Source organism: Eisenibacter elegans DSM 3317 (assembly GCF_000430505.1).
GTDB classification, from domain to species: Bacteria; Bacteroidota; Bacteroidia; order Cytophagales; family Microscillaceae; genus Eisenibacter; species Eisenibacter elegans.
In genome coordinates this window covers 318,792-345,198 of sequence record NZ_KE387154.1, presented here as the reverse complement: position 1 = coordinate 345,198, position 26,407 = coordinate 318,792, and the positions used below count along the sequence as shown (strand labels likewise).

The window sequence follows — 26,407 nt, the reverse complement described above, 5'->3', positions numbered from 1 at the left end:
GTGTATTGTATATGTGTTGTATACAAGTTATGGAGAAGATTGTTAATAATCAACGCCTCAGACCTAAAAATCTATGGTTTAGCCTGTTTTTTCGAGTATGTGAAGGTACTCTAAGGTTTGTGAGGCCTTGTGTTGGCGGTTGCTGTCGCGGTCGGCTTTGAAGCGCTCATAAGTTTGGGTGAAGAGGTCGTAGCGGCCATAGCGGCTCATCAGGCTGCGTAGTTGGGCCGCAGGCAGCAGACCTTCGTTGTTGTAGCTCACAAAAATATAGCGGAATTGCGCTGCTGCTATCAACTCCTCAAAAGCCTCGGCCACCAGCGGCTTGCGACAGTAGGCCGATTTGGGGTAATGCCGAAGACCCGTTTTGCCCTTAGGCTCAAAGCGATCGTAGAGTGTAATGGTATTGAGTAGGTGATAGTTGGCACCATATTGACGGGCGTTGTAGGGTGGGTCGAGGTAGAGAATATCACCTTCTATCCGCCTGATGAGGCTGTTGGCATCCTCATTGAAAATATGCACGGCGGCGGCACTAGACTCAAAATGCGCCGGCTTGACTACCAGCTCCTGCTGGGCGCTGCGTTTGAGGTGTTTGAGAAATGCCCCATACACCGAGGCCGTATTGGCGACCTTGTCGGCGCTTTCGAGCAGGCTGGCCAACAAAAAATAGTACATTGCCTCGTCTATGAAAGCTGTTTGCCGCCACTGCTCTATTTGCTGTCGGACGGCATCTATCCGCTGGCCGTTGGCATTGCTGAAGTACTGCCGACCGCTACCGCTGCCCATACAGTAATGTTGATAAATAAAGCCCTCTACCAATGATAAAGCATTGAGCTGTGCTAAGCTTGCTTCATAGGCCAGCGGAGCGCTGTTGCCAATATAGTTTTGTGCCAAAATATAGCTATATGGCTCTATATCATTGACCGTCAACTCGGCAACCAAAGGCTTCACCGCACGGCTAATCACATAGGTACCCCCGAAAAGCTCTGCAAAATGCTTGCCTGCAAAGCCGCCCGTTACTGACGCAATGTTTCCCGTAATAAAATCTGACAACTTTCGCTTAGAGCCGATATAGTTCATACCTACAAATACACTGGCGACAACAGTGGTCGCAAATCCTCAAGGATGCAAAATTATAAACTTTTGGCAACTTAGTTACGAATTGCTCAATTTGTCAACATATCCACAAGCTTATCCACCGAGTTATCCACATATCTTGCCAATTTACCCAAAAGCCTGTAGAGACCGGCAAAACATCTTGCCTAGCCCGACGTTATCCAAACATATCACAAGCTCCAAAAGATGGTTTTCGTGTTGACCCACTATAGCGACGAAACGCCGTCTAGCCAAAAGCATCTACCAAACATCAATGGTTCGGCTTGGTGTGGAAGCAGGCCGAAGCGCTAGTTTTCCACACATTCGTCATCTAATCAGCAAAAAGCAATTCTCTTAAACACTATTTGCTATTAAAATCTATTTTTGCTATATTTGTGAGCAAAAACTCCCACTCTTCTCTCTCAAAAACGTATTTATAAGAGGTCGTTCCTCAAAATCATCCAAAAGCACTTAAATTTGCCCTTCTAAAACTGTACCGACAGCAGCCCGATGGAATACAATTATACTGAAGACAATATCAAAACCCTTGACTGGCGCGAGCACATCCGCAAGCGCCCAGGGATGTACATAGGCAAACTAGGGGATGGTACCTCTGCCGACGACGGCATCTATGTACTGGTCAAAGAGATTATGGACAATGCCATAGACGAACACATGATGGGCTTCGGCAAGCGCATTGATGTCCTCTTGGAAGAGCGCCAAGTACAAATCCGCGACTATGGCCGTGGCATTCCCCTAGGTAAGGTCATCGACTGTGTCTCCAAAATCAATACCGGTGGCAAGTACGATTCTGAAGCGTTTCAGAAGTCTGTCGGCCTCAATGGGGTAGGTACCAAGGCTGTCAATGCGCTTTCGAGCTATTTTATGGTATCCTCACACCGGGGTGGCAAGGTCAAAAAAGCGGAATTTATTCGCGGAGAACTTCTCAAAGAACATAAAATCCAAAACACAGACGAGCCAGACGGTACACTCATTATCTTCGAACCTGATGAGCAAGTATTTGAGGGCTACGAGTTTGCCGGGGAGTATCTCGAAGAGCTGTTCCTCAATTATGCTTTCCTTAATAGTGGGCTGGAGGTCAAGCTCAACGACAAAACCTTTGTCTCGCACAATGGCCTGATGGATTTGCTCAAATACAAAACACAAAAAGAGAAGATCCGCTACCCCATTATCCATATCAAGGGCAAAGACATCGAGATAGCCCTTACCCACGGCAACCTCTATGGCGAGGCGTATTACTCCTTTGTCAATGGCCAAAACACCACCCAAGGAGGCACACACCTCGCAGCCTTTCGTGAGTCTGTGGTACGTGTAGCCCGTGATTTTTTCAAAAAAGAGTTTGAGCCTTCCGACGTACGCGCTTCTATCATCGCCGCTGTCAGTTTGCGTGTCCAAGAACCGGTGTTTGAGTCTCAAACCAAAAACCGCCTTGGCTCGCAGTCAATGGGGCCCGAAGGCCCCAGCATCCGAACCTTCATCAACGACTTTGTTCGTACAGAGCTAGACAACTACCTCCACCGCAACCCCTCAGTTGCAGAGGCCATGTTAGCGCGTATCTTACAATCCGAAAAAGAACGCAAGGATATTTCAGTCATCAAGAAGCTGGCCAACGAAAAAGCCAAAAAAGCCAACCTACACAACAAAAAGCTACGCGACTGCCGCATCCATCTAACTGACAAGCGCAACAAGCTGCGCGACCAAAGCACCATTTTCATCACCGAAGGGGACTCGGCCAGCGGCTCGCTCACCAAGGCCCGTGATGTACAGACTCAGGCTGTATTTTCGCTACGCGGAAAGCCGCTCAACAGCTATGGTCTGAGCAAAAAAATAGTGTACGAAAACGAAGAGTTTAACCTTCTCCAACACGCTCTCGACATCGAAAACGGGCTCGAAAACCTCCGCTTCAACCGCGTAGTCGTAGCCACTGATGCCGACGTAGACGGGATGCACATTCGCCTGCTGTTGCTGACTTTCTTCTTGCAGTTTTTCCCTGACTTGGTGCGCAACGGCCACCTCTATATCTTGGATACGCCGCTCTTCAGGGTGCGCAACAAAGAGAAGACCATCTACTGCTACAGCGAGCAAGAAAAACAGAAGGCCATCCAAAAACTAGGCAACAAACCTGAGATTACCCGCTTCAAAGGCTTGGGCGAAATCTCACCGGATGAATTTGGCCAATTTATTGGCAAGAATATCCGCCTCGACCAAATCAAGCTCAAAAGCGACACCTCTGTCGAAGATGTGTTGAGCTACTATATGGGCAAGAACACGCAAGAGCGTCAAGGCTTTATTGTCGAAAACCTCCGCGTAGAGGAGCGTGATGTGGTATAAGTAAGGCTAGGGCTTATTACAAAACAACCCTGACTGTGTTCACACAAAGTCAGGGTTGTTTTTTCTATACCATTTGGAGTTTTGCACTACCAAAAGCCCTCGTAGAGGGTTTTTAGCATGGCCTTATTTCCATTGTGCTGCATCAAAGACCATCACAGCCTCTTTGTTGCGCTTGCCCATTTCTTCAAAAGAAGTAGTGTCGGCTTTAAAATCGCCCCAAGTTTTGAGTAATTCGGCTTTTTCAACCCCCGGCTTGATAGGGTATTCATAGTTGGCCTGGGCAAACACTTCTTGGGCCTCATCGCTGAGCAAGAACTCGATAAACTTCAGTGCGTTGTCGCGGTTAGGCGCATACTTTGTAACTCCCGCGCCACTGATATTGATGTGTGTACCACGGCCGTTTTGGTTGGGAAAGAAGATACCCACTTTCTCGGCAGCTTTGCGTTCTTCTTCTACTTCAGAATTGAGCATTCCCCCCAAGTAATAGGTATTGACCACTGCCAGCACACCTTCTCCGGCAGCAATGGCTTTCACTTGGTCGCGGTCGTTGCCCTTGGGCGCTCGTGCCATATTGGCAACAACTCCCTTGGCCCATTCGGTGGCTTTTTCTGTTCCAACGCTGCTAATCATTGAAGCCAACAATGATTGGTTGTAGATATTGTCCGAAGAACGAATCAGCACCTTGCCTTTCCATTCCGGATTGGCTAGAGCCTCATAGGTACTCAATGTTTTGGGATCTACCTTTTCTTTGTCATATACAATGACACGGGCGCGGTAAGTAAGCGCAAACCATTGGTTGTCAGAATCTTTAAATGTTTTGGGTACATTTTTCTCAAGGTATTCACTTGACACAGCCTGTAGCAGGCCTTTTTCTTTGGCACGGTACAAACGTCCGGCATCTACTGTAATGAGTACATCGGCAGGGGAGTTTTTGCCTTCGGTTTCGAGCTTGTTGATAAGCTCATCGGCACCAGCTTCGACCACATTGACCTTGATGCCGGTTTGCTCTTCAAACTTCTTAAACAATTGCTTATCCACATCATAGTGGCGGTGGGTGTAGACATTCACCACAGCCTCTGCGGTGGCGGTGCTGTCGCTATCAGTATTTTTGTCGGTAGCTGTATTACAGGCCGTCATCAGTGCCAACAAAGCCATTGACCAAGCAAATATTTGACGAATTTTCATATAGTGATTTAGAAAAAATAAGGTGAAACAATTATCAACACAAAACTACCAAAAGCGGCAGTTGGGCTACAAAGATAGTAATTTAGAAACAATCTAAACAATGTGTTTATTTTTTTTGATTTCCTCTTGGCTGAAGTAATTAAGAGCTTGTCTAAATTTTCAGCGCGGCACTCAAAACAGCTGATTTTTGCGCTGATAATAGGTAAAAAGCGCAGGCGCTTGTTTAGCCCACGATTTTAATCGTGGGAGGGCTACGGCGAGCATTTTTAACGAATTAGCAGCCCAAAAGCGACGTTTTGGTGTTGATGAAGAGAATTTTAGACAAGCTTTAAAAAAGCTACCCAGCTTCGGCATAATAGATTGGCCAAGCTCCATTGTGCAAGATTTGCCCCATAATACCCTCTGATGAAGCAAGTCTCAAAATAAACACCAAAAAGCTTGTTTTCTGTAAAAGCTTTTGTATCTTTCCCTATTACTTTTAAAGACTAAACCACGCTACTATGTTGGCCAAAACCTTTGGAAGCGCCGTTTATGGCATCGATGCCTATACCATTACCATAGAGGTAGATGTAGGCCAAGGGACAAAATTTTATATGGTTGGTCTACCCGATAATGCCGTCCGTGAGAGCCAAATGCGTATCCACGCCGCGCTCAAACACTATGACTACCATATGCCCCGCCAACGGACTATCATCAACCTAGCCCCAGCCGACATCCGCAAAGAAGGCGCAGCCTACGACCTGCCCATTGCTATCGGTATTTTGTCGGCTTCTGGTCAGATCCATACCGACTTGCTGGGGCAATATGTCATTATGGGGGAGCTGGCACTTGACGGAGTACTACGACCCATCAAAGGAGTGTTGCCCATTGCGATAGAAGCTCGTAAGCAGGGGTTTAAGGGGTTTATTTTGCCCGAACCGAATGCCGCAGAAGCAGCTATTGTCAATCAATTGGAGGTCATTGGTGTCAAAAATTTGGAGGAGGCAGTAGCCTTTCTGACCGATAAGCTGCATATCCAACCCACCATCCGCAATACCCGGGAAATATTTGAGGACACGGCCAATGACTATGAAGCTGACTTTGAGGCTGTTCAAGGGCAAGAAAATATCAAAAGAGCCTTAGAAATTGCTGCCGCCGGTGGGCACAATGTCATTATGATAGGCCCACCGGGAGCAGGCAAAACAATGTTGGCCAAGCGTTTGCCCTCTATCTTGCCGCCCTTGTCGTTGCAGGAAGCGCTCGAAACAACCAAGATACACTCTGTGGCCGGCAAACTGGGGACAGAAGCGGCGTTGGTGGCCAAACGCCCATTCCGAACGCCACACCACACCATCAGCGATGTCGCACTGGTGGGCGGTGGCACTATCCCCCAGCCCGGCGAAATTTCCTTGGCACACAACGGCGTACTTTTTCTGGATGAGCTGCCTGAGTTCAAACGCAATGTCTTGGAAGTCATGCGCCAGCCGCTCGAAGAACGCTGTGTGTCTATTTCTAGGGCAAAGGTAGCGGTAGATTTTCCCGCCAATTTTATGCTCATCGCCAGTATGAACCCTTGCCCATGTGGGTATTACAATCATCCGGAGCGGCAATGTGTCTGTGGCCCCGGAACGGTGCAGCGGTATTTGAGCCGTATCAGCGGCCCTTTGCTCGACCGCATCGACTTGCACGTAGAGGTTACGCCGGTGTCTTTTGAGCAAATGACGGCCAACCGCAAGGCCGAAAGCAGTGCCGCTATCAGGGCTAGGGTTATTAAAGCAAGACAACGCCAAACGGAGCGTTTCAAAGAACACCCCAAAATGTACTCCAACGCCATGATGCCCTCTCCGATGGTCAAAGAGCTCTGCCGGGTAGATGGCGCTGGGCTGACTCTGCTCAAAACAGCGATGGAGCGGCTGCGCCTCTCGGCTAGGGCTTATGACCGTATCCTGAAAGTAGCCCGGACAATCGCCGACTTGGCCGAAAGCGATACTATTCAGATTGCCCACCTTGCCGAAGCTATTCAATACCGCAACCTCGACCGCGAAAACTGGGCAGGATAAGCCCGAATACATAAGAAAGCCACCCCAAAAAAATTTAAGGGTGGCTGCGGTATTTCAAAATACTTGTTAAGCCCTAAAGGGAATCCTTGTCTCTATTTGCCATAGCTTCCGCCGCGAGAGCGGTATGACGAGCCGCTGCTGCTGCTGCGGTTAGAGCTGCGTGTGGTGCGGCTTTGCGATTGCTGCACACGGCTGCGTAACTTGCTTTTGAAAGAAGATGTGCTGCTATAGCGGTTGTGAAAGCTTGGGTTGGTCGTGCGTGTGACGCTGCCCGATGTTCCATAAGTATAGCTACCGCTGGCAGTGCGAGGGCCGTAATATGGCCGTCCACTGTTGTAATAGCTACCCCGATAGGTATCGTAATGGTTGCGGTATACTGGAGCAGCCATCATATGAAACATAGAAGACATAAACATATACTGCCCATAAAACGCCCAAAACGACTGCCCGTTGCTATTGGTGCGCCACTCGCCATAGCGCTCATTCCCTACATAGTTGCGGTATCCTGGAGGGGTAGGTACTTTGTGTACTTCGCCGCTCTCATCCATTCCGGCAAGCTCTAGGCCGAGGTTTTCTTCGTGTTTTACGAAAAAAGCCTCTTCTACAGGCATCCATTCAGTATGTTGGATTTTTTTGTTGACGGAATCTTCTAAGTTTGTAAGTACTTTGTACTTGTGTTTGTAGCCGTCATTGTCTAGCTCCATATCTTCTAAGATGATGGAAAAAGTCTTGACAGAGGAATCGTTGCTGAGTTGTTTGATGAGCTTGTCTACAGGGTTTTGGACATATTTGCGCTTATTGCCGCCGCAAGCGCTTAACATCCAAATACTCAGGAGGAAGAAGGTAAATACAGCGTACTTTTTCATGGCTTTGTTGTGACTTGATATAAATATGTAAGCAGATTAGAACCCTGAGGTCTAGGGCAAGATGATGTTCATAAACTCAAACTCACCTACGACAATCCCAGCAGAGGCTTCAAACTCTTCTTCATCCCAGCGCTCTATTTCGAGTACTTTCTTGCCAGAGTCGTCATAATAAGACCAAGAGATGAACTCCTCCCAGTTAGTGGCACCAAGGTTGGCAAAATAGCCTACTTGCTCGCTTTCGCGGTAATACTTTGTGCCTTCATAGATGACCTCCATAGGCCCATTATCGTGTTTGCGGATGTAGTCAACGGCATCGTCTTGAATAGCACGAGGGCTGATTTTGCGGACAATAGTACACTCTAGCTCATCGTCATCTTCGATGTGTAGGTATATTGTATCTTTTCCAGACTTGAGTTGAAACTCATGAGAAAAGTATTCATTGCCCCAATCATACTCATAACAGGCTGTTACCTGCCAAGTTTTGAGATCATAATCAACGAAAGCGCCTTTGCGCAACATAGTAATATTGACCTCTGTGGGGTCTATATATTCGCGCTTTTCTTCTTTTTTCTTTTTGAACCAACCAAATACCATAGGTTTATATCTGTTTGTAGGTGGGTGATAAACGCTTAGTAGTATGATATAAATATACTATTTTCGGAGCAATGATGTTTCATTATGTTGCCACAATCCTCAGAAAGCAGCCGTTTTATACGTCTATTTCGGGGCTTGGAGTTTCGTCTGTATCGGCATTTTCGTCGTCATTGCCTTCTAAGAGCAGATGGCGGTTGATGGTGAGCATGTAAGTAAAATAGGCCAAGTCTTCGCCTACGGGGGCAAAGTCATATTGGATTGTATTGCCTGATTTGAGCACCATTTCGATAAAGCCCATCTTGCCTTTGCGCCCCCAATCCATTACAGATTTGATAGCACGCCGGTAATACATCATCAGGCGTTCTTCGCTGAGGCCGTTGAGGTAGTCCAAATAATTGGCTAACAAGGCCACATTATCTGCCTTGATTAGATTCCCCGATACGATGGTGTATTGGTCATCTTCTTGGCCAAACATAATCAGGGGCAGGTGTTTACGGTCGAGATTCTCGGGTGTGGGAATATGGTTGCTGTGTTTGATGGTATTCTGCACACATTCGACAATGAGGTGTACACAGCGTTTGCGGTATAAGATTTTCTCTTCTTTTTGTTTGAGGTAGCTCTCTACGATTTTGCGGGCTGCCAACATGATAGTATGGGTAATCTCACCCTCATAGATAAAGAAAAAGGGATTGGCGGCTACCTGTTGCCGTAATTCCCGCACGTGGGTGAGGTGTTCGTTGGGCTTATAAGTGATGATAGTACTCATAGAGGCGTTTTTTTAAAGGTTCAGCGACTTCGCTGTAATAGTCGTAGTGTGGCAAGATAGTTTATCAACAATATCACCACTATAGTAATTCCCCCTACCAACAAGACCAGCGGCTCTATAGAGGGGTTTACTTGAATGCCGGTTTGTGTGTTGAGGTAGTGGTACAACTGTTTGACAAACCAATAAAGCCCACCACCCACTACTACAAAGGTAATGATAAGTAGGAAAATGCTAAAATAATACATCAAATGTTGTGCAAGATGTGTGTGTCTGTAGCCTAAGTACAATAATAAATCCACTTCTTGTTTGGCTTCGGCCAAAATGAGCCTGAAGTTCATCATAAACAACATCACTGTCAGGAGCAGAAAAGCAGCTCCGAGCACACCAATGAGGCCCGTAATGACCCCTCCTAGGTCGGCCAAGTAGCGTAGGCGCATGGTTTCTTGATTGACCTCTATGTCGGCCATATCAAAATATTGTTGGGCTTGGGCTTGGGTTCCGGCTTTGAGCCGGGTCATAAGGCGTGTGGGTGGGGGGCTGGCCTTGGTGCCATACTTGTCATTGGCCCAGTGTAAAAACTCTTCGGGCACGAGGATGGTCGGGATACGTTCGCTAAAACCTACTACCTTGCCCCGCAGAACTTCAGAGCCGCCTCTACCGCTGATTTTGAGCTTGAAGCGCAAAATCCCGACCATACTGGCAGGGAGCTTGGGCAACCCTTTGCTGGGAGCATAGCCAAAATTGTAGAGGTTTAGGAAGTCACGAGAGAGGATAATGGGCACAAAATTGTTGCCAGGCGACCAGCGCCACCCGTCGGGGATGGTATCGAGAAAGGCATCAGGGATGGCCTCAAAAAACATTTCGGTCGCAAAGGGGATGCTACCGTCGGCGTAGGCCCAGATTTCAAATTGGCTTGACAAAAACGGGACACTCTGCTCTACAAAAGGTTGGGCTTGTAGTTGGCGGATGTCACCTTCACCAAAGCCGGCTTTGGCATCGGCCAACACATCGCCCAGTGAGATTTTTTTGCTCAAAATCACATCTTGCGGAGCATTTTCGGGAGGGGTCATCAGTTTCTGAACCTGAATATATACCTGCAATGAGGAGAGCATCAGCCAGAAACCTACCGCAAAGCCAAACCCAGCCAGAAGCAGTTGCCAGCGATTGCCGGAGTGTATAAAAATTTTGCGTAGTAGTACGTGCATAGCCAAATAATAAAAAAGCTGCTTTTAGAGTCTGATTTGGTGGTCGAGGGGGAGTTGGTATGTAGCACCTAAGGAGGTACTGATGAAGCCGGCCTGTTGTTCGTTGCAAACTTGGTCAATCAGCGTGATGGCCTTGGTGATATTGTCTTCATCTAGGTGGCTGAAAGGCTCATCCATCAACAGCCATTCAAAAGGCTGGCATAGCGCCCTGATGATGGCGACCCGCTGGCGCTCGCCATAAGAAAGCAGTTTTACTTGCTTGTTGAGCAGGGGAGCTATGCCGAGTTGTTCGGCCATCTGTTTGATTTGTGTATCGGAGCGGTATTGGGTCAGTTGTGATTTGACGCGGATATTATCAAAAGCATTCAACTCCAGAAAAAGCCGTAAATCTTGAAAAACAATGCTAAGGTGACGCTGTCGATAGTCGGCCCACTGTTTTGAGGAGAGCCGCTGGATATTTTGCTCAGCCAAGAACACCTGCCCTTCATAATCTTGCCGGATACCATATAGCGTATGTATAAAGGACGATTTGCCCCTGCCCGAAGGTGCTTGTAAGAGGTATTTCTGCCCTTTGACAAAGCGCCGCTCGGGCTGATTCCATATTTGCGACTCAGGGTCATAGCTACCCTCTAATGGTGCGGGCAGTAAGTTTCTGATAATAATATCCATAAGCAGTTAGGAGGCTTCCGAAGTCGGTATCATGTCTAAAAAGAGGCGCAGCAAGTCTACCATACTCAGTCCTTCTTTATTGAGTTTTAAGCGCATCTGCCCTTCGGCTATGTTGCCTTTAGCAGGTTGTAGGTTATATTCTAGGTTTTGCAAGGCAAAGGGAGCTTCTTTGCGTTGGAAACTACGCAACCAAGGCAGATCTTCTCCCAACTCACTCGGCAGCCGACTTAGGGCTTCGGGGCGTAAGTCCATTTGCGCCATTAGCCAATGTTGTTGGCCAAAGCCCTCGGCTACATTGCCGGGAGCCAACTTCCGCAGGACTTCATCTTTGAGTGTGGGCGTAAATGTCAACAAAAGGTGTTGGGGTGTTTCGATGATATAAAGCACTTGCCCATCACCCATATCACGCATGTAGCAGCTCTCTATCTTGCGGATAAAGGGGGTTGCTCCTTCGCTAAGCATTTGGAGCAAGGTTTTGAGATTTTTTTTATTCTTTACAGACAGCCCTATCATATATTGATAATCAATCTGTGAGCTGATTTGAATCTCGGGCTCTCCAGTAACGAGGTTAAGGCTTTCGGTGGTATAGTCGGTGAGTGTAATATCACGCAGCGATATGGCCACATTGCCCGAAAAGGTATCGAAGAAGTCCTTCAATCCTAGGCCTGTGGAGGATTGCAGCTGTTTGTTGATAAAGTTTCCAAAGAGATCGTTGACCGTGGTATAGATTTCTTCTAAGCGCAAACTAGTACTGGCCAAGAGCAAAGACTGCCCAGCGCCGGGAAGCTGCAAGACCAGCTGCGGATCTACTTGACTGTCAAATATCTTGCTATAGCGCTCCATCTTGGGGCTGAGGGTCAGCTTAGTTTCAGCGCTTATTTGGGAGGCTTCGAGCTTGATACTGGCCGAGAAATAGCACTCATTCAGGTCAAACGACAATGGCAGGGTTCCTGGAGTCAAGCGGTTGACATCCCTATTGAGGCGGCCCAAATGCACCCATACCGAGGCATCAGCAGGCTTGGAGCGCAAGTTTTGAAACGAAACATTTTGGGCACTTAGCGATTCTTTTTCGGGCAAATCGCGCATCCGCAAGACATGGCGCAAGAGCTTGGCCTGCTCAATAGGGTTGGCAAACTGACACAGAATCGCAAACTGATTGGCCCAAGTCAAGATGGTATTTTCTCCGAGCATGAGGTAGCGCACACCGTCTTGTGAGCGTACAGTTTTGCCATTGTGGATTTGTTGGATGTATTGTTCAAAGGCCGCCTCATCGTTGATAATCCAGGTCATAGCCAAGTATTCGTCTTTGCGCTGTTGTACGCCTTCTTCGGGAGCCGAGAAGAAATAAACTGGCATTTTGGTATCGATGCCTGCGGTCTGCATTTGTGCGCCTAGCAAGAAGTCTGCCTTGCCTCCCAAGGCCACAAACAACTCTTTGGCGGGTTTGTCAAAAAGCGCTGCCCACTGTTCGGGCGCTTTGCTGCTGAGCTGCTTGAGGTCTATGCTCAAGACAAAAGAAGCATTTTTGGGAATATAGCGTTCGTGTTGTACAGATTTGCCACAGCTCCATAACATCAGGCTGAGGCAAAATCCAAGAAAAAGAGAATGTAATGGTCTTGTGGGGTAGTACAATCGCATAGTGTATGTTTGTATTGATTTTAGGTGTTAGTATTCTAAAGTCCAAAATCTAGTTGAAGAAGTATCAGGAAGGCACAAGGCCATTAAAACACGAAGCGGCGGCCTAAAATATGGGATGATGATATGCTTATTATCAATCACATAGGCCATCCAAAGATACAACCAATGGCGGGAAAATAGCACTGGTCGGGCTAAATTTCGCAGTTTATTCGTGAAGTGCTCCCAAGAGTATTGGTTTGATTCCTTTGTAAAGTGTAATGAGCGCATTTTCGATGCTCGTAAGTTTGATTTGCGCCATCCCTGCGACGTGTTTCTGGCTGATATTGCGCATAAACAAGTCTACTTCTTTGATGGGCAGCCGCAGCCCTTGTTGGGGGGCATTGCTACCTTCTAGGCTGGCGTAGCGTGGTCTGCTCAAGTGTGAGTTAAGGCTTTCGTCAGCAAAAAGCATCAGGCTATGTGTTTGGGCTAGAGCAGTAATATTTTTTTGCTGTAAGGCTTCATTACCCACAAAGTCTCTGTGTATGTTTTCGCTATTGGTCAGATAAAGGATGTTTCCTTCTTCGATGAGGAAATACTCCTCAAAGAAGGTGTATAGCCCGTTTTTCTCTACTAGCAGCCCGCTTTCTTTGAGCAGCGTAAAGAGGTTGTTGAGCGTTTCTTGGTTTTGTACTCCAAGGCCAAGGGCATAATCTAGTTTGAGGCGTTCCTTGCCATTTTCGTATACCCGGTGTATATCTTTGACAAAAAAGGCTAGGTCACCCCGCATCATTTGTAACAAGTCTGTACCTTCGAGGTCAACGAAGGCTGCTACATTGTTGATAGCCTCATAAAAATTGCGTTGTTTGAGCCAATGGGGCAGGTCTTTCATATTGACTCCTATAGCACCTACGAGCGCGGGGTCTTGTATGGGGGCATTGTCAACTAGACTGGGATCTAAAGATTTTTTGAGAAAACGGCGATAGCGCCGCGCCACAGAGTCTGGTAAAGTATAGCGGACATCCATCTGGATACTGCTTTCGCCAAACTTTAGGGAAGCCCGCAGGTAGTTGTCTTCAAACGGCAGGGTCTGCATCCATACCCGATCCCCTATCAGGTTTTGCATAAACGGCGTTTGGCGTAATGCCCCCATGTTAAGCCATAACATCGACTCCGACCACTGCCGGTTGGCTTGGCGGAAGTTCCGGTGTTTATCCCAGACAGAAGTCTGCGCAGGACGCGCAAAAAGACTGTCGAGCAGGGCAAGAGGCTGTACCGAAGGAGTGGGGTGAGGCATATAACAAAGCATCACCACGCGCTTGTCCCAAGTCAGGGCCATCCGCTCGTGAAAAGTATACTGATAGCGCGAGGTTTCAGTTTTTTGGATGCGACCAGAGTCCAACAGGTGTTCCATCACCCGCTGAAAGCGCTTGGCACGCAGCAGGGGCGCAGTCATAACCAAGTAGTTGCTTTCTTCATTGAAGATAGTACCGTGGGTATACATCCGCATCAGGTTGACCCCAGAGCGTTTTACCCTTTTGAGCAATTTGGTGTTTTGGATGCTATCGTTGAAGGCCGGAGGGAGCAAGTCCTTCATCTCCTCCGCAAAAAAGTCTTGGTAAGGGGCTAATTTTACTGCTACCCCCAGCAGGTTGGTTTTGACAACCAAGGGTGTTTCTTGCGGAATGTGCCGCAAGGCAGCTTTAGGGCTAAAACAAGCACTGCAAAGCAAGGCTAAGCCAATGCCCAAAAGATATTTCTGGAACAAAAACCGCGTGAACAGCACACGCCCAAACACAACTGTTGTCATAAGAGTAGAGCTACTATACGAGCAAAAATCATGTTTTTTTTTGACAATTACGGGCTAATAAGATTTTTTTTCCAAATTTTCGGGTGATTACCCCCTGCTGCCTAGGCTTTTAGGGGGCGTTCCAAAAAAGCTACCCCATTAATCAGCCCCGTAGGGCTTGTATGCTCCGCCTGTGCCTGTGTCCCCAAAAGCAGATAGGAACTTGTCCTGCAAAGTTGCGCTTACTTACGCTCCTTGCGGCCACATATGCGTCAAGAACAAGGGCAAAATTGAGCACAACAAGGACGAAAGTCAGAATATCCAGTGCAGTGGTTTATAGCCCTAGCAATAATGTACCATATATCAAAATACGGCCACCTAAAAACAATGCTACACAACCTCTGCCAAAAATGGCAGCTTCAAGGCCATGCTACATAACCTGTACCGGAAATATATAAGAGTCCTAAAAACATCAAGAAAATCACCGATGGCAAACTCTTTAAATCAAATAAATCTTGGTGTAATTTTGTAACTTTACAAGTCAGCCAATAAAGCACGGCGATTCAACCCTACCGTTGTTGACGGCCAAGTAACTCTATCTCAAAACATTGCTTGCCCCATGAAGCCCGATTTTACCCAAATTGCCTATACCCGCCTCCACCCATCAACGGCGGATACCTCTCCCAGCACAGGCGCAAAAGCTTGGAAAACAGCCGAAAAAATTGAGTTAAAGCCTTTTTACACCGCCCAAGACCTGCAAGAGGTACATCACCTCGGCTTTGGTGCGGGGCTACCACCCTATTTGCGCGGCCCCTATGCCACGATGTATACCCAGCGCCCTTGGACTATCCGCCAATATGCTGGTTTTTCGACGGCAGAGGAGTCCAATGCCTTTTATAGACGCAATTTGGCCGCCGGGCAAAAGGGGCTTTCTGTTGCTTTTGACTTGGCCACCCACCGAGGTTATGATTCTGATCACCCTCGTGTTGTGGGCGATGTAGGCAAGGCCGGGGTAGCTATTGACTCCGTAGAGGATATGAAAATCCTCTTTGACGGTATCCCGCTCGATGAAATGTCTGTTTCTATGACGATGAACGGCGCTGTGATTCCGGTGATGGCCTTCTACATTGTCGCTGCCGAAGAGCAGGGTGTAAGCGCCGAAAAGCTAACCGGCACAATCCAAAACGACATCCTCAAGGAGTTTATGGTACGCAATACCTATATCTACCCCCCTGAGCCTTCGATGCGTATCATTGCCGATATTTTTGCCTACACAGCACAGCATATGCCCAAGTTCAACTCTATCAGTATCAGCGGCTACCATATGCAAGAAGCTGGCGCACCAGCAGACATAGAGCTGGCCTATACCCTCGCCGACGGCCTCGACTATATCCGCACCGGCCTCAAAGCTGGGCTGGCCATCGATGATTTTGCGCCAAGGTTGTCTTTCTTCTGGGCTATTGGGATGAACCACTTTATGGAAATTGCCAAGATGCGTGCTGGTAGGTTGCTATGGGCCAAAATTGTGCAGCAATTCAACCCCAAAAAATCAAAGTCGATGGCTTTGCGTACCCACTGCCAGACCTCAGGCTACAGCCTTACCGAACAAGATCCCTTCAACAATGTAGCGCGTACGTGTATCGAAGCGATGGCTGCAGCTTTGGGCCATACCCAATCACTCCATACCAACTCTCTTGATGAGGCCATTGCCCTGCCCACCGATTTTTCGGCCCGTATTGCGCGCAATACCCAGCTTTTCCTCCAGCTCGAAACCGGTATTACGGCGGTTGTAGACCCTTGGGGAGGCTCTTATTATGTTGAGAAGCTCACCCACGACCTCGCCCAACGCGCTTGGGAGCTGATAGAAGAGGTAGAGAGCCTCGGAGGAATGGCCAAGGCCATTGAAACCGGCCTGCCCAAAATGCGTATTGAAGAGGCCGCTGCACGCAAACAAGCCCGCATTGATGCCCAAAAAGATGTGATTGTAGGGGTGAATAAGTTTTTATCGCCCGAAGCAACCGACATCGAGCTTCTAGAGGTAGACAACACCGTTGTGCGGCAAAGCCAATTGGCCAGACTCGAAAGCCTTAAAGCCAATCGCAACCCCGAAGCCGTAACTAAGGCCCTTGATGCCATCCGCCAAGCAGCCGAAAATGGCAGCGGCAACTTGCTCGCCCTAGCCGTAGAGGCCGCCCGTGTGCGGGCTACCTTGGGCGAAATCTCGTCTGCTATGGAACAAGTCTTTGGCCGCCACAAAGCCCTTATCCGCACCGTGTCGGGAGTATACTCACAAGAGGTTTCAGACGACGAAAACTTTGCCCTAGCCCAACAAATGGCTGATAAATTTGCCCAACACGAGGGCCGGCGCCCACGTATCCTGGTGGCCAAAATGGGACAAGACGGCCACGACCGTGGCGCAAAGGTCATCGCCACTAGCTTTGCCGACCTAGGCTTCGACGTAGATATGGGGGCGCTCTTTCAAACACCTGAGGAAGTCGCCCGACAAGCCATCGAAAATGACGTACACGTAGTGGGTGTATCCAGTTTGGCCGCCGGACACAAGACCCTCATCCCACAACTCATCGATGCCTTGCGCCAGTATGGCCGCGAAGATATTCTGGTCATTGCCGGAGGCGTAATTCCGCCAAAAGATTATGCCTTCTTGTATGAGGCAGGTGTGGCAGGCGTATTCGGCCCCGGTACGATTATCGCTGTTGCCGCCCAACAAATCTTGAGCAAGCTAATGCCCGAATTGGCAGCCTAAACTGAAAAGCCTCTCTCTGGGAGTATCCCCCCAACAGGGTTCGACACTCCCGGTGAGGTAGGTACAACCTGCCGAATACCTGATGCATTATACCGAAAAAATAAGGTATTCGGCCTAAATATACCCAACCTAAATTGTCATTTGGGCGTAATTTTTGTAATTTGTGTCAAAAATTCCCGCACTAAACCACCGCTTGCATCTATGAACCAAGTTATCAAAATTCTACTGATAGAAGACCACGGCATCGTGCGTGAAGGCGTAAAAGGCATCATCTCCCAACACGAAGGAATGTATGTTACAGAAGAGTGTGATAATGCCGAAGATGCGCTCCATATCCTGACCAACCACATCCCCGATGTCATTCTCTGTGACATTACCCTAGCAGATACTGACGGCATAGAACTCATTGCCAAAATCAAAAAAAAATACCCCAACATCAAGGTCATTATCCTGAGCTCACACAACGAGGAGTATTTTGTCTTGAGGGCGCTAGAAGTCAATACAGATGGCTACCTACACAAAAGCATCCTCAAAAAAGAACTCATAGAGGGTATCCTGAAGGTCTACAAAGGCGAGAAGTATTTTTCGCAGGCTGTTTCGCAAATCATCATCAACAATATGGTCAACAAGCGTACTGGCAATTCCGGTGCGGCGGCCTTTACACCACGCGAGAAAGAAATCCTCAAACTCATCACCGAGGGCTATAGTAACCGTGAAATTTCAGATAAGCTCTTCATCAGTATCAAAACCGTAGACACACACCGTACCAGCCTGCTCAAAAAATCGGACGCTAAAAATACGGCCGAGTTGGTCAAGTTTGCCATCGAAAATAAGCTTGTATAGCCCCCGCTTTTTGTTTGTTGTGGTATGTGTGGCATACACCTGATTGTCCAAACTAAGGCCGTCTCGACGGCTCAGGGGCTTGATAAGGCCTTAGCGCTGATGTTGGATGCCGCTCAACATAGAGGCAAGGACGGACAAGGACAGTGGGCAACATCGGAGCCTCTACCAATAGCGCTAGGGCATAATCTTTTACAAATAGCCGATATTCACCCATTCAATCGGCAGCCTATCCAAAGTGATGATGGTCGCTATGTGTTGGCGTTCAACGGACAAATCTACAACCACCACCAACTGCGTCAAGCTTTGCCGCCAAGAGATTGGCAAAGCCAAAGCGATGCCGAAACCTTGCTCTATCATTTGGCTCATAAGGGTGCCAAAGGCCTAGAAAGCCTCGCAGGGATGTATGCCCTCATCTACTATGACCGACAAACGCAGCGGCTACTCATAGCCCAAGACCCTTGGCAGATGAAGCCATTGTATTATGCCCAAACCCCTACACACCTGCTCTTTTCGTCTGAAATACAAAGTTTGTTGGCTTCGGGCTTAATGCCCCGCCAGCTCAATGAGGCCGCCATTCCCCATTATTTGCAATATCGCTACGCCCCACACCCTCAGACATTCTACCAAGGTGTCTACGCTTGGCAGGGAGCAGCTTATTTCTCGCTTTTCGAGCAGCGCTTTGAGGCGCTAAATCACGGCAGCCAATGCGCCTCCGAAACAGACCACCCTGCGCCAATGCCTTTGCAAGAGGCTGTCTTGCGACACCTGCCGGCAGCAGTGCCTACGGGTTTGATGCTCAGCGGAGGAGTAGATTCTTCGTTGCTGGCCTTGTCAGTAGCCCAAGTACGGCCATCTGGCGGTATGCTGGCCTTTAGCCTCCAAATCACGGATAGCCAACAACTCTCTGACGATTTCCGCTATGCGACTGTCATCGCCCGAGCCTGCCGGATGCCTTTGGTAGAGGTTCGGGCTTCGGCCAAAGCCCTCGAAGCTTCTTTTGAAGCTATCATCGGCCACACCGATAGCCCCATTGCCGACATTGCAGCCTTCAGCACCTATTGGATAGCCGAGACTGCCGCCCGCCAAGGGGTGTATGTCCTTTGGTCGGGGGCAGGGGCAGATGAGCTACTGGGGGGGTATCGCCGTCATCAGTGGTATGCACAATACCACCAATGGAAGCCTTGGAGTCATTGGGCTGCAGCGGTGGCGCGTAAGGTCTTGCCCCGGCGGTGGCAACAATACTCCCGCGCTCGTAGGCAGGCACTGGGGCTACAAGCCAACCCAGTCTATACGATGCAAACCTTGTGTGCGCTCAGTAGCCCTTTAGTCTATTCAACAAATACTTTAACACCTGAGCCTCAAAGGTTTGATTTGAAGGGTTTTTTGCAAATGGAACAACAACACTACCTGCCCTATGATATCCTACGGCTGAATGATCAGATGGCTATGCGCCACAGTGTAGAGCTTCGAATGCCCTACCTCGATACAGCTTTTACGGAATGGGCACAGTGCTTGTCTAATCGATACTTATGCCAAAACCCTGCAAAATGGCCGCTCAAACAAGCACTTATCCAACTTTCTAGTTCCCTAGGCACATCCATCGGCCAGCGCCCCAAACAAGGGTTTGGACTGCCAATAGGCCAATATATGCGGCAAGCCCCTTTGTTTTGGAAACAGTATTTTGACAACCCACAGGCAGCCATTTTCAAATATGTCCCTTATGGAGCTGTAGCCCAACAATGGCAGGCACATCAGAGAGGCCAGGCCGATTTTTCGACAGAGTTATTGTCGGTAGCTTTGCTGGCGGTTTGGATTCAACAACGTTTCGGATGAGAATACTCTATCTACATCAATATTTCAAGACATATGCCGATGGCGGCGCTACCCGCTCCTATTATGTTGCCCAAGAGATGGTAGCTCGCGGGTGGGAGGTGGTGATGATTACCAGCCACAACAAACCCCGCTACGAACAGCGCTTCATAGAGGGAATAGAGGTACATTATCTACCTATTTACTATGCCAATCATTTGGGCAAATGGGCGCGTATATGGGCTTTTGCACGGTTTATGTGGCAAAGTTTTGCCTTGGCTATGCGTCTGCCCCGATTTGAGCATTGCTGGGCCAGCTCTACCCCCTTGAGTGTAGGGGTAACTGCCTTACTAATCAAGCAGTTCAGGGGTTTGGCTTATAGTATCGAATTAAGGGACTGGTGGCCCGAAGTACCCATCCAATTGGGAGTTATCAACAAGCGCTTGTGGATAACTTTGCTCAAAAGAGTGGAAAAACTACTCTATCAAAATGCTCAAAATATTATCACACTTTCCCCTGAAGTAACAAAAGCCCTAGCGCAACAAGGGATTCCTCAGGAAAAGTTGCATTTCGTGCCCAATATGGCTGATATTGATTTTTTTGCATCAGCTTATAAGCCCCCCAGAATATTTGAAAAATACAATTCAGAAAACCCGTTACTAGTGGGGTATTTTGGTGCTATGGGGCCGGCCAACGGCTTAAAGTATTACTTGAAGCAAATAGCTTATTGTCAGGCGCAGTGTGGGCAACAAGTACGTTTTTTTTTGGTAGGCGAAGGCAAAGAAAAAGAGGCATTAATGGCATTATCCAAGAGATTAATGCTTGAAAATGTGGAGTTTATACCTAAATCAAACAAGTTTGAAATCCGAGAAATGATGGCTCAAGTTCAGGCAATAATGGTTTCATTTGCACCACATCCTATTTTACAAACCACTAGTCCCAATAAGTTTTTTGATGGCTTGGCTGCCGGCAAGTTGTGTATTGTCAATGTAGAAGGATGGCTACAAGATTTAGTAGAAAAATACCATTGTGGAATCTATATAAATCCTTTAGATGAAGTCGCACTTTATCAACAATTAGCTCCTTTTTTGGCCGATACAACCCTGTTGATTGAAGCACAACGAAACGCGCTAACACTAGGAAAGCAAGTATTTTCACGAAAAAATTTGACAAAAAATTTGCTCAAATGCTTAGAGAAGTAAAGATTTTTTAATAATGGGAAATCTACTTATCCACCAAAAAGACGTAGTTATCCACAGCGGCTCAACGGGGTGTGTGAACAAGTCTGTGGATAACTGTGATGAAACTTAGGTCTTGCGTGTGCTCAGATACGTTGCGGCAAACTCAAAGGCGTGTGTGAGGTTGTCGACCGCCAGGGTTTGTAGTTGTGCACTATTGGCTACATCGCTGAAGAGCATCTCCAACGATATTTGCCCCACAAAGTCTTCGGAATCGAGATATAGCTCTAACAGCAGCCCCCGCTCTTGGGCTTGAGGATACCATTGTGTTTGTAGGTGATTAGAGAGCTCATCTGTCAAAACATCTAGCTCACGACAATCCGAAATCAGTACTTTGATTTTGCGTGCGGCAATAATATCTAGGGAAGCATTGAGCGCTGCTACCAAACCTTCGTTTACCTCCCAATAGCCCACCCAGGCGATATGCAATACCTCGGGCAGGTCTGGCTTGGGGGTGTAGATTCGGCAATAATCATTTTGAAATAGGTAATCCATAAGGAGGTGATAAAGGGTGTAAAATAACGTTGTCTATATAGCAGTACGCATCAGACCTTATGAGGTTAGACCGAAGAGCCATATATTTTACAACTCCTCTTTTACATCCACTTGGCCTGCCTTGATGGCCGGGAAAATAGCGGCTGCCACTGTAATGACGGCCATCGTAATGGCTGTATAACAGATATCGCTGAATTGTAATACAACGGGGTAAGCCGAGACAACCGTAGTGGTTGTACCCATGCCAACAAAACTATACCGTTGCTGTAACAATACAATCAACACGCCCAAGCTCAGGCCTATCAAGGCTCCTGAAAAAGCAATCATTGCTCCTTCCCACAAAAAAACCCGCTTTACCAAGCGTTGTTCTGCGCCAAGAGCATAGAGGATTGCAATGTCGCGTTTTTTTTCGATGGCCAACATCATTAGTGAGAAAAAGATATTGAACGAAGCCACCGCCAAGATAAAAGAAAGCGTCAGGTAGACAAAAAACTTTTCGATACGCAGGGCGCGCAAAAGCCCGGCTTGCTGCTCATCGCTATTTTGTACCAGAAAATCATCGCCCAAGAAGCGCTGTAGTGCTCGTTTTACTTTGGAGATACTCACCCCGGGGCTGGTCTTGATTTCGAGCGCGGTACGCCGCCCGGAATAGTCTAGGAGTGTTTCGGCTACGCTAAGAGGCACGAACACATAGCTGGCGTCGTATTGTTGCTCCAAAGAAAAAATGCCCGCCGGCTTTACAAATACACGGTTGAAATTGGCCTCGGCGCTGAGGCTGCCCAGGTTGATGGTTTTGAGCCGCTTAGGATACCAAAGTTCCAACATATCAAACTCATTGTGTAGGGCCAATGAAATGGTATAAGCTACTGTTTGGCCGAGGACGGCAGTAGCGTTTTGGCCCTGCTGTAGCTCAAACCGACCGGCTTTCATGATAGAGTCTAGCCCGGGGAGGCTTTGTGGATAGTTGCTGCTTACTCCTTTGACATGTACCACCATCTGCCCATCGCGGTACTTCAAGACGGCGTTGTCCTCAATGGCTTCTACTACCAGCGCCACCCCCTCTATTTTCCGAACAGCTGCCAGCCATTCCTCGGAGACTTCAAAGCTCTTGCCTGTTTGGAGGCTTACTTTTAGCTCGGGGTTGATGGTTTGATGTAGGTTTCTGATGAGGTCTTCTAGACCATTAAATACCGACAATACAATGATGAGGGCAGTAGTACCGATAGCTACTCCCAACATCGAAAGCATGGAGATGATATTGATAAATCTGGTTTTTTTTCCTGATAAAAAATACCGCCGGGCGATACGAAGGGCTATATTCATGACAATAGCGTTGGCCTAAGCAGCAAAGATACCAAAAAAACGAAGGCAATAGCGGCTTTGGATGTTTATACCCTCAGCCCCAACACCGTGATGTCGTCTCGTTGTTCTTCTTGGCCTTGGTGGTCGTTGAGCGCAGCATCAAGCGCATTCTTCTGTACGTTGGCTGGTTCGTGTAAATGTGTGGTCAAAGTTTCTTCAAACCGCTTGATACCTAGACGTTTACGTTTGTGATTGTTTTGGTCTATCAGTCCATCACTGAAGAAATAGACCATCGTCTGAGGTTGAAGCAAGACACTATGTGCTTGGAAGTGTTTTTCGAGTTGTTGTGGGCCGCCAATGAATGTTTTGTCTCCTTGCAAGCGCTCCAAGGCTTTGTCTTGTTGGTAATAAATCTGTGTTTTAGCGCCGGCAAAGGTCAGTTGCATGGCACCGTCAGCTTGCTTTTCAAACAAGCCAATGCTGATGTCCATCCCGTCATTATTATGCCCCAAATGTTGTTTGAGGATATTCTGGATACCTTTGTGCAAATGTTGTAGGATTTGCTCGGGGGCTGAGTTACCCCCCATAGCCACTTCTTGGTAGAGCAAAGACGCGCCCAACATACTCATAAAAGCCCCGGGGACACCGTGCCCGGTACAGTCAGCTACGGCCAAGATAGCGCGGTTTTGGTCAAATTGGTGAAACCAATAAAAATCCCCCGAAACGATATTGCGAGGCTTATATATCAAGAAAACTTCTCCAAAGAACTCCTCCAAAGCTTGGCGCTCGGCCAAGATAAGGTCTTGCATTCGAGAAGCATAGCGGATACTTTTTCCAAGCTCTCCGGTAGTGTTTTTGAGTTGGGTATAGACTAGTTCTAGAGTGTTTTTTTGTTCATTCAGCCCTTCATTGAGCAACATCAGCTCTTCTTGATTTTGGCGAAGCTCCTCATTTTGGGCGACAATTTCTTGTTGTTGTATGGCCAGTAGTTGGTTGTCTTTTTGCTTCTGTCGGTAGGCTCTGAAAGCCAAGCTTGTGAGCAATAAGATACTCAAAAAGCCTCCTACAACACCATAGAGCCAATATTTTTGGCGTTGCACTTGATTTTCAAGTAAGAGCCGCTTGCGTTCTTCTTCGGCGGTTTGGAGTTTGAGTTGGTACTGAAAATCTTGCTGTAGGGCTTGTTTTTTGAACTGTTCTTGGCGCAGGCTATCTTCGGTAGTTTTATAGAGTGCGAGGCTTTGGTAAGCCTTTTCAAAGTCGCGTAGCGCAAAGGCGACTTGGCTATGGGTATAGGCCGCAGCGCTTAGGGCTTCCCTCTGTCCTATTTTTTGGGCGGTTGTCAGGGCCTTTTCAGCCATTTGTAGGGCTTTGTTCTTCTCGTTTTTCTTCAGATAATACTGTGCCAGTGCTGTTTGCGCTTCGCAAATGAGGATAGCACTGTTCATCTTTTCACCCAAGGCCAGCGATTGTTCTAGTTGGGCTTGGGCGGCGCTATCTTGCTCCAAGCTCAGGCTCATCAAGCCAAGTGTACGATAAGCCTTAGAGGCGTTGACCTTGTCGTCTACGCGTTCGTAAAGCGCAATGGCCTGCTGGTAGCTTTGTGCCGCCTCTTGATAGCGGCGTTGCTTCTGGGCAATGTCAGCAACGTGGTTATATGCTTGAGCAATATCAGGTAAATAGCCGTGTTTTTGACGTACTTTCAGGCTTTTCTGGGCATACTGCTCTGCCTGTTCGTAGTTATTCTGGGAGCTATGTATCAGACTGATATTGCCATAAGCCCAGCCCATACCGGGCAACTCTTGGATTTGTTCGAATATTGTGAGGCTCTCTTCATAAGCGCTCAGGGCTTTGTCATAGTTGCCAAAGTTGCGGTATACAGAACCTATATTGGTATAAGACCAAGCCACGCCGGAGAGGTAGTTGGCTGTTTGATAACATTTTTGTGCTTTTTGGTAAAAGCCAAGCGCGGTTTCGTATTCCCCCCGGATATAGTGATAGATACCCAGCGCCTGATAGGCACGTCCTTCTCCTTTGGTAAAATTGTATTTTTTCGAAATTTTCAACACCTCCTCTGCACAGCTTTTGCTACTATCTGCATTGATGTTGCGCAGCGCGATGGCCAAATCTGCCAACACGAGGGCGCGAGAGGTATCCGTCAGATTAGGTTGCGTCAAGACTGCATACAAACTATCTCTAAGGGTATTTTGCGCGCTTAAGGGGGTTAAAAAGCTAGTACAGAGTACTGCTATAACTATGAATATGCAACAACGTTTCATCAACAACACACTTTTTTGAAATATGCTACAAATATAATGCACATCATTTGAATCAACTGCCTTACCTTGTAATGAATCCACAAAAAAGCCATCTCTGAATCAGAGATGGCATATAAAAATATCAGCCTTTAGGCATTAGCGCCCGCCTCTACCTCCGCGTGGGGAGATTGTCCGGTTCATGTTGGTATTGGTGCGTTGTTGGTAAGTACTGCCGCTGTTATAGTTGCGGTTAGTATTGGTATTCCCAAAGTTGCTAGAGCGTGTGGGGTTCGAGTAATTTTGCTGCGTAGCATTGGTATTGGTACGAAACTGCGAGCTAGAAGTACGGCCAATGTTATTTTGGTTAGTACTGGTATTGTAACGTTGGCGGTTTTGTTGTGTGGTGGTATTGTTTTGTTGATAATACCCTCGGGTGGTGTTACGGTTATTATTGTTGTAGTTGTTGCTGTTGCGTGGGGAGTAAGTACGCGTTTTGATCTGTGTTTCTTGGCTAGCCAATACGCCGGCGTTTTGGCGGTTAGGGTTGTAGAAAGTTGTTCTGTGGTAGGTTCTGCGGTAAGGGCTGCCATAAAACCCAAAGGGGTTATGGAAGCCATACCCAAAGCCCATATAAGGATTGCGGAAGCCCATCCCCATATAGGGGTCAAAAAACGGATCATAATAATAAGGGTTCATTCCCCACATTGGGTTGTAGAAGCCTGTATTCATTCCCCACATAGCGTTCATTCCTAAACCTACGCCCATGTGCATACCACCTGCCCAAGCACGGCGCAGGTTTTGTTGGTGCATGAAGGTGCTATTGGCGGCTGCAAAGTTGTCGTTGTAGCGCATCATATTGGGGTCAACGAAGACATTGTTTTGGTCTGCAATGGCCATCTCGTCCATCACGATGACACCCATGCGCTCCTGCATGTTGTCCATACGAATGGCAAACCTTGACGTTTCGTAAGGCATAGAGATTGGATCGGCGCTGTAAAGCGGATTGCCAAATTCGTCATAATATACCTCATTCTCGATGGCATAATTCGCATTTTGGCGGCTATTGGTATTTAAAGCTCGTTGGTTGAGTGAGCGCGGCGTGTCCTTGGTCATAAAGTAAGCGTCATCGTACTCTTCTCCACCGACACTAGTGTAGACGTGTGAACTACAGGCACTGAAACTCAAACTAAACCCCAAGCCAAATATCAACAAGACATAGGTAGCTTTGGTATTTTTCATGGTTTTTCTCCTTTTTTTTTAAAGATACAAAATTTTCGACTAATAGTCAAGCTACACCCTTTGAAAGTAATGCTTTTGAGAGTATGTTCTTTCTAATGATAACGGGCTACTAGGATTAAAGTTGGATAAATGACCCTGTTTTGGGTTGATAGGAAATCTAGGCCGCTACTTTTACCATCTGCAAACTTGCTGTTGTATTTAGGGTGTATTATACCCAATCACAACTGGGTTGGGAAATCTGCGCGCCACTGTACATTTTTGGAAAAGTAGCTCGAAGCTGGAGCT

Annotated in this window: 19 protein-coding genes; 6 read left to right on the top strand and 13 right to left on the bottom strand. The window is 47.6% G+C overall.

Annotated elements, in window-relative coordinates; genetic code table 11:
- Positions 1-78 precede the first annotated feature (78 nt).
- The gene (locus G499_RS0117380; RefSeq protein ID WP_027000992.1) at positions 79-1,077 is read right to left on the bottom strand and encodes a DNA adenine methylase; all 999 of its coding nucleotides are present in this window, start codon (positions 1,075-1,077) and stop codon (positions 79-81) included.
- 525 nt (positions 1,078-1,602) lie between these two features.
- Between G499_RS0117380 and G499_RS0117375 the strand changes: the two genes are divergently transcribed.
- On the top strand, positions 1,603-3,444 hold the full coding sequence (locus G499_RS0117375) for a DNA topoisomerase IV subunit B (protein ID WP_027000991.1): 1,842 nt from the start codon (positions 1,603-1,605) through the stop codon (positions 3,442-3,444).
- Between the two features lie 123 nt (positions 3,445-3,567).
- Here G499_RS0117375 and G499_RS0117370 read toward each other — a convergent pair whose 3' ends face one another.
- The gene (locus tag G499_RS0117370) at positions 3,568-4,629 is read right to left on the bottom strand and encodes a Fe(3+) ABC transporter substrate-binding protein (RefSeq protein ID WP_035727976.1); all 1,062 of its coding nucleotides are present in this window, start codon (positions 4,627-4,629) and stop codon (positions 3,568-3,570) included.
- Between the two features lie 500 nt (positions 4,630-5,129).
- On the opposite strand from G499_RS0117370, the gene G499_RS0117360 reads away from it, so the two are divergent.
- Positions 5,130-6,668, top strand: coding sequence for a YifB family Mg chelatase-like AAA ATPase (locus G499_RS0117360; protein ID WP_027000989.1), 1,539 nt, complete (start codon positions 5,130-5,132; stop codon positions 6,666-6,668).
- A 92-nt stretch (positions 6,669-6,760) separates the two neighbouring features.
- On the opposite strand, the gene G499_RS0117355 is transcribed toward G499_RS0117360, so the two are convergent.
- The 7 genes from G499_RS0117355 to G499_RS0117325 all read right to left on the bottom strand — a co-directional run bounded on the left by G499_RS0117355 (position 6,761) and on the right by G499_RS0117325 (position 14,195).
- Complete coding sequence (locus G499_RS0117355; RefSeq protein WP_027000988.1) at positions 6,761-7,534, bottom strand: hypothetical protein; 774 nt, start codon at positions 7,532-7,534, stop codon at positions 6,761-6,763.
- Positions 7,535-7,585: 51 nt separating this feature from the next.
- Positions 7,586-8,128: a DUF4178 domain-containing protein gene (locus G499_RS0117350; protein ID WP_027000987.1), complete on the bottom strand. Its 543-nt coding sequence runs from the start codon at positions 8,126-8,128 to the stop codon at positions 7,586-7,588.
- Positions 8,129-8,243: 115 nt separating this feature from the next.
- Complete coding sequence (locus G499_RS0117345) at positions 8,244-8,894, bottom strand: SiaB family protein kinase (RefSeq protein ID WP_027000986.1); 651 nt, start codon at positions 8,892-8,894, stop codon at positions 8,244-8,246.
- Between the two features lie 20 nt (positions 8,895-8,914).
- Positions 8,915-10,099: an ABC transporter permease gene (locus G499_RS21345; protein ID WP_051296366.1), complete on the bottom strand. Its 1,185-nt coding sequence runs from the start codon at positions 10,097-10,099 to the stop codon at positions 8,915-8,917.
- A gap of 24 nt (positions 10,100-10,123) precedes the next feature.
- Positions 10,124-10,768 (bottom strand): ATP-binding cassette domain-containing protein, encoded by a 645-nt coding sequence (locus tag G499_RS0117335; RefSeq protein ID WP_035727972.1) that lies wholly within the window; start codon positions 10,766-10,768, stop codon positions 10,124-10,126.
- A 6-nt stretch (positions 10,769-10,774) separates the two neighbouring features.
- Positions 10,775-12,343, bottom strand: coding sequence for a DUF4836 family protein (locus G499_RS0117330; RefSeq protein WP_027000984.1), 1,569 nt, complete (start codon positions 12,341-12,343; stop codon positions 10,775-10,777).
- A gap of 268 nt (positions 12,344-12,611) precedes the next feature.
- Positions 12,612-14,195, bottom strand: a complete 1,584-nt coding sequence (locus G499_RS0117325) for a hypothetical protein (protein ID WP_027000983.1) — start codon at positions 14,193-14,195, stop codon at positions 12,612-12,614.
- Between the two features lie 598 nt (positions 14,196-14,793).
- Here G499_RS0117325 and scpA point away from each other — a divergent pair.
- The 4 genes from scpA to G499_RS0117305 all read left to right on the top strand — a co-directional run bounded on the left by scpA (position 14,794) and on the right by G499_RS0117305 (position 20,792).
- A complete protein-coding gene (scpA, locus tag G499_RS0117320) occupies positions 14,794-16,938 on the top strand; it encodes a methylmalonyl-CoA mutase (protein WP_027000982.1) in 2,145 nt (714 codons plus the stop codon).
- 201 nt (positions 16,939-17,139) lie between these two features.
- A complete protein-coding gene (locus G499_RS0117315; RefSeq protein WP_027000981.1) occupies positions 17,140-17,781 on the top strand; it encodes a response regulator in 642 nt (213 codons plus the stop codon).
- Between the two features lie 24 nt (positions 17,782-17,805).
- Complete coding sequence (gene asnB, locus G499_RS0117310) at positions 17,806-19,614, top strand: asparagine synthase (glutamine-hydrolyzing) (protein WP_027000980.1); 1,809 nt, start codon at positions 17,806-17,808, stop codon at positions 19,612-19,614.
- Positions 19,521-20,792 (top strand): glycosyltransferase, encoded by a 1,272-nt coding sequence (locus G499_RS0117305; protein WP_081413876.1) that lies wholly within the window; start codon positions 19,521-19,523, stop codon positions 20,790-20,792. Before asnB ends, G499_RS0117305 begins: the two co-directional genes overlap by 94 nt.
- 105 nt (positions 20,793-20,897) lie before the next feature.
- Here G499_RS0117305 and G499_RS0117300 read toward each other — a convergent pair whose 3' ends face one another.
- From G499_RS0117300 to G499_RS0117285, 4 genes are all read right to left on the bottom strand, one after another.
- The gene (locus G499_RS0117300) at positions 20,898-21,323 is read right to left on the bottom strand and encodes a hypothetical protein (protein ID WP_027000978.1); all 426 of its coding nucleotides are present in this window, start codon (positions 21,321-21,323) and stop codon (positions 20,898-20,900) included.
- Between the two features lie 87 nt (positions 21,324-21,410).
- Positions 21,411-22,646 carry an ABC transporter permease gene (locus G499_RS0117295; protein WP_027000977.1) on the bottom strand — a complete coding sequence of 412 codons (1,236 nt, stop codon included), beginning with the start codon at positions 22,644-22,646 and terminating at the stop codon, positions 21,411-21,413.
- Between the two features lie 65 nt (positions 22,647-22,711).
- The gene (locus tag G499_RS0117290) at positions 22,712-24,802 is read right to left on the bottom strand and encodes a tetratricopeptide repeat protein (RefSeq protein ID WP_161627782.1); all 2,091 of its coding nucleotides are present in this window, start codon (positions 24,800-24,802) and stop codon (positions 22,712-22,714) included.
- A 237-nt stretch (positions 24,803-25,039) separates the two neighbouring features.
- Complete coding sequence (locus G499_RS0117285; protein ID WP_027000975.1) at positions 25,040-26,122, bottom strand: hypothetical protein; 1,083 nt, start codon at positions 26,120-26,122, stop codon at positions 25,040-25,042.
- Between the last annotated feature and the right edge of the window lie 285 nt (positions 26,123-26,407).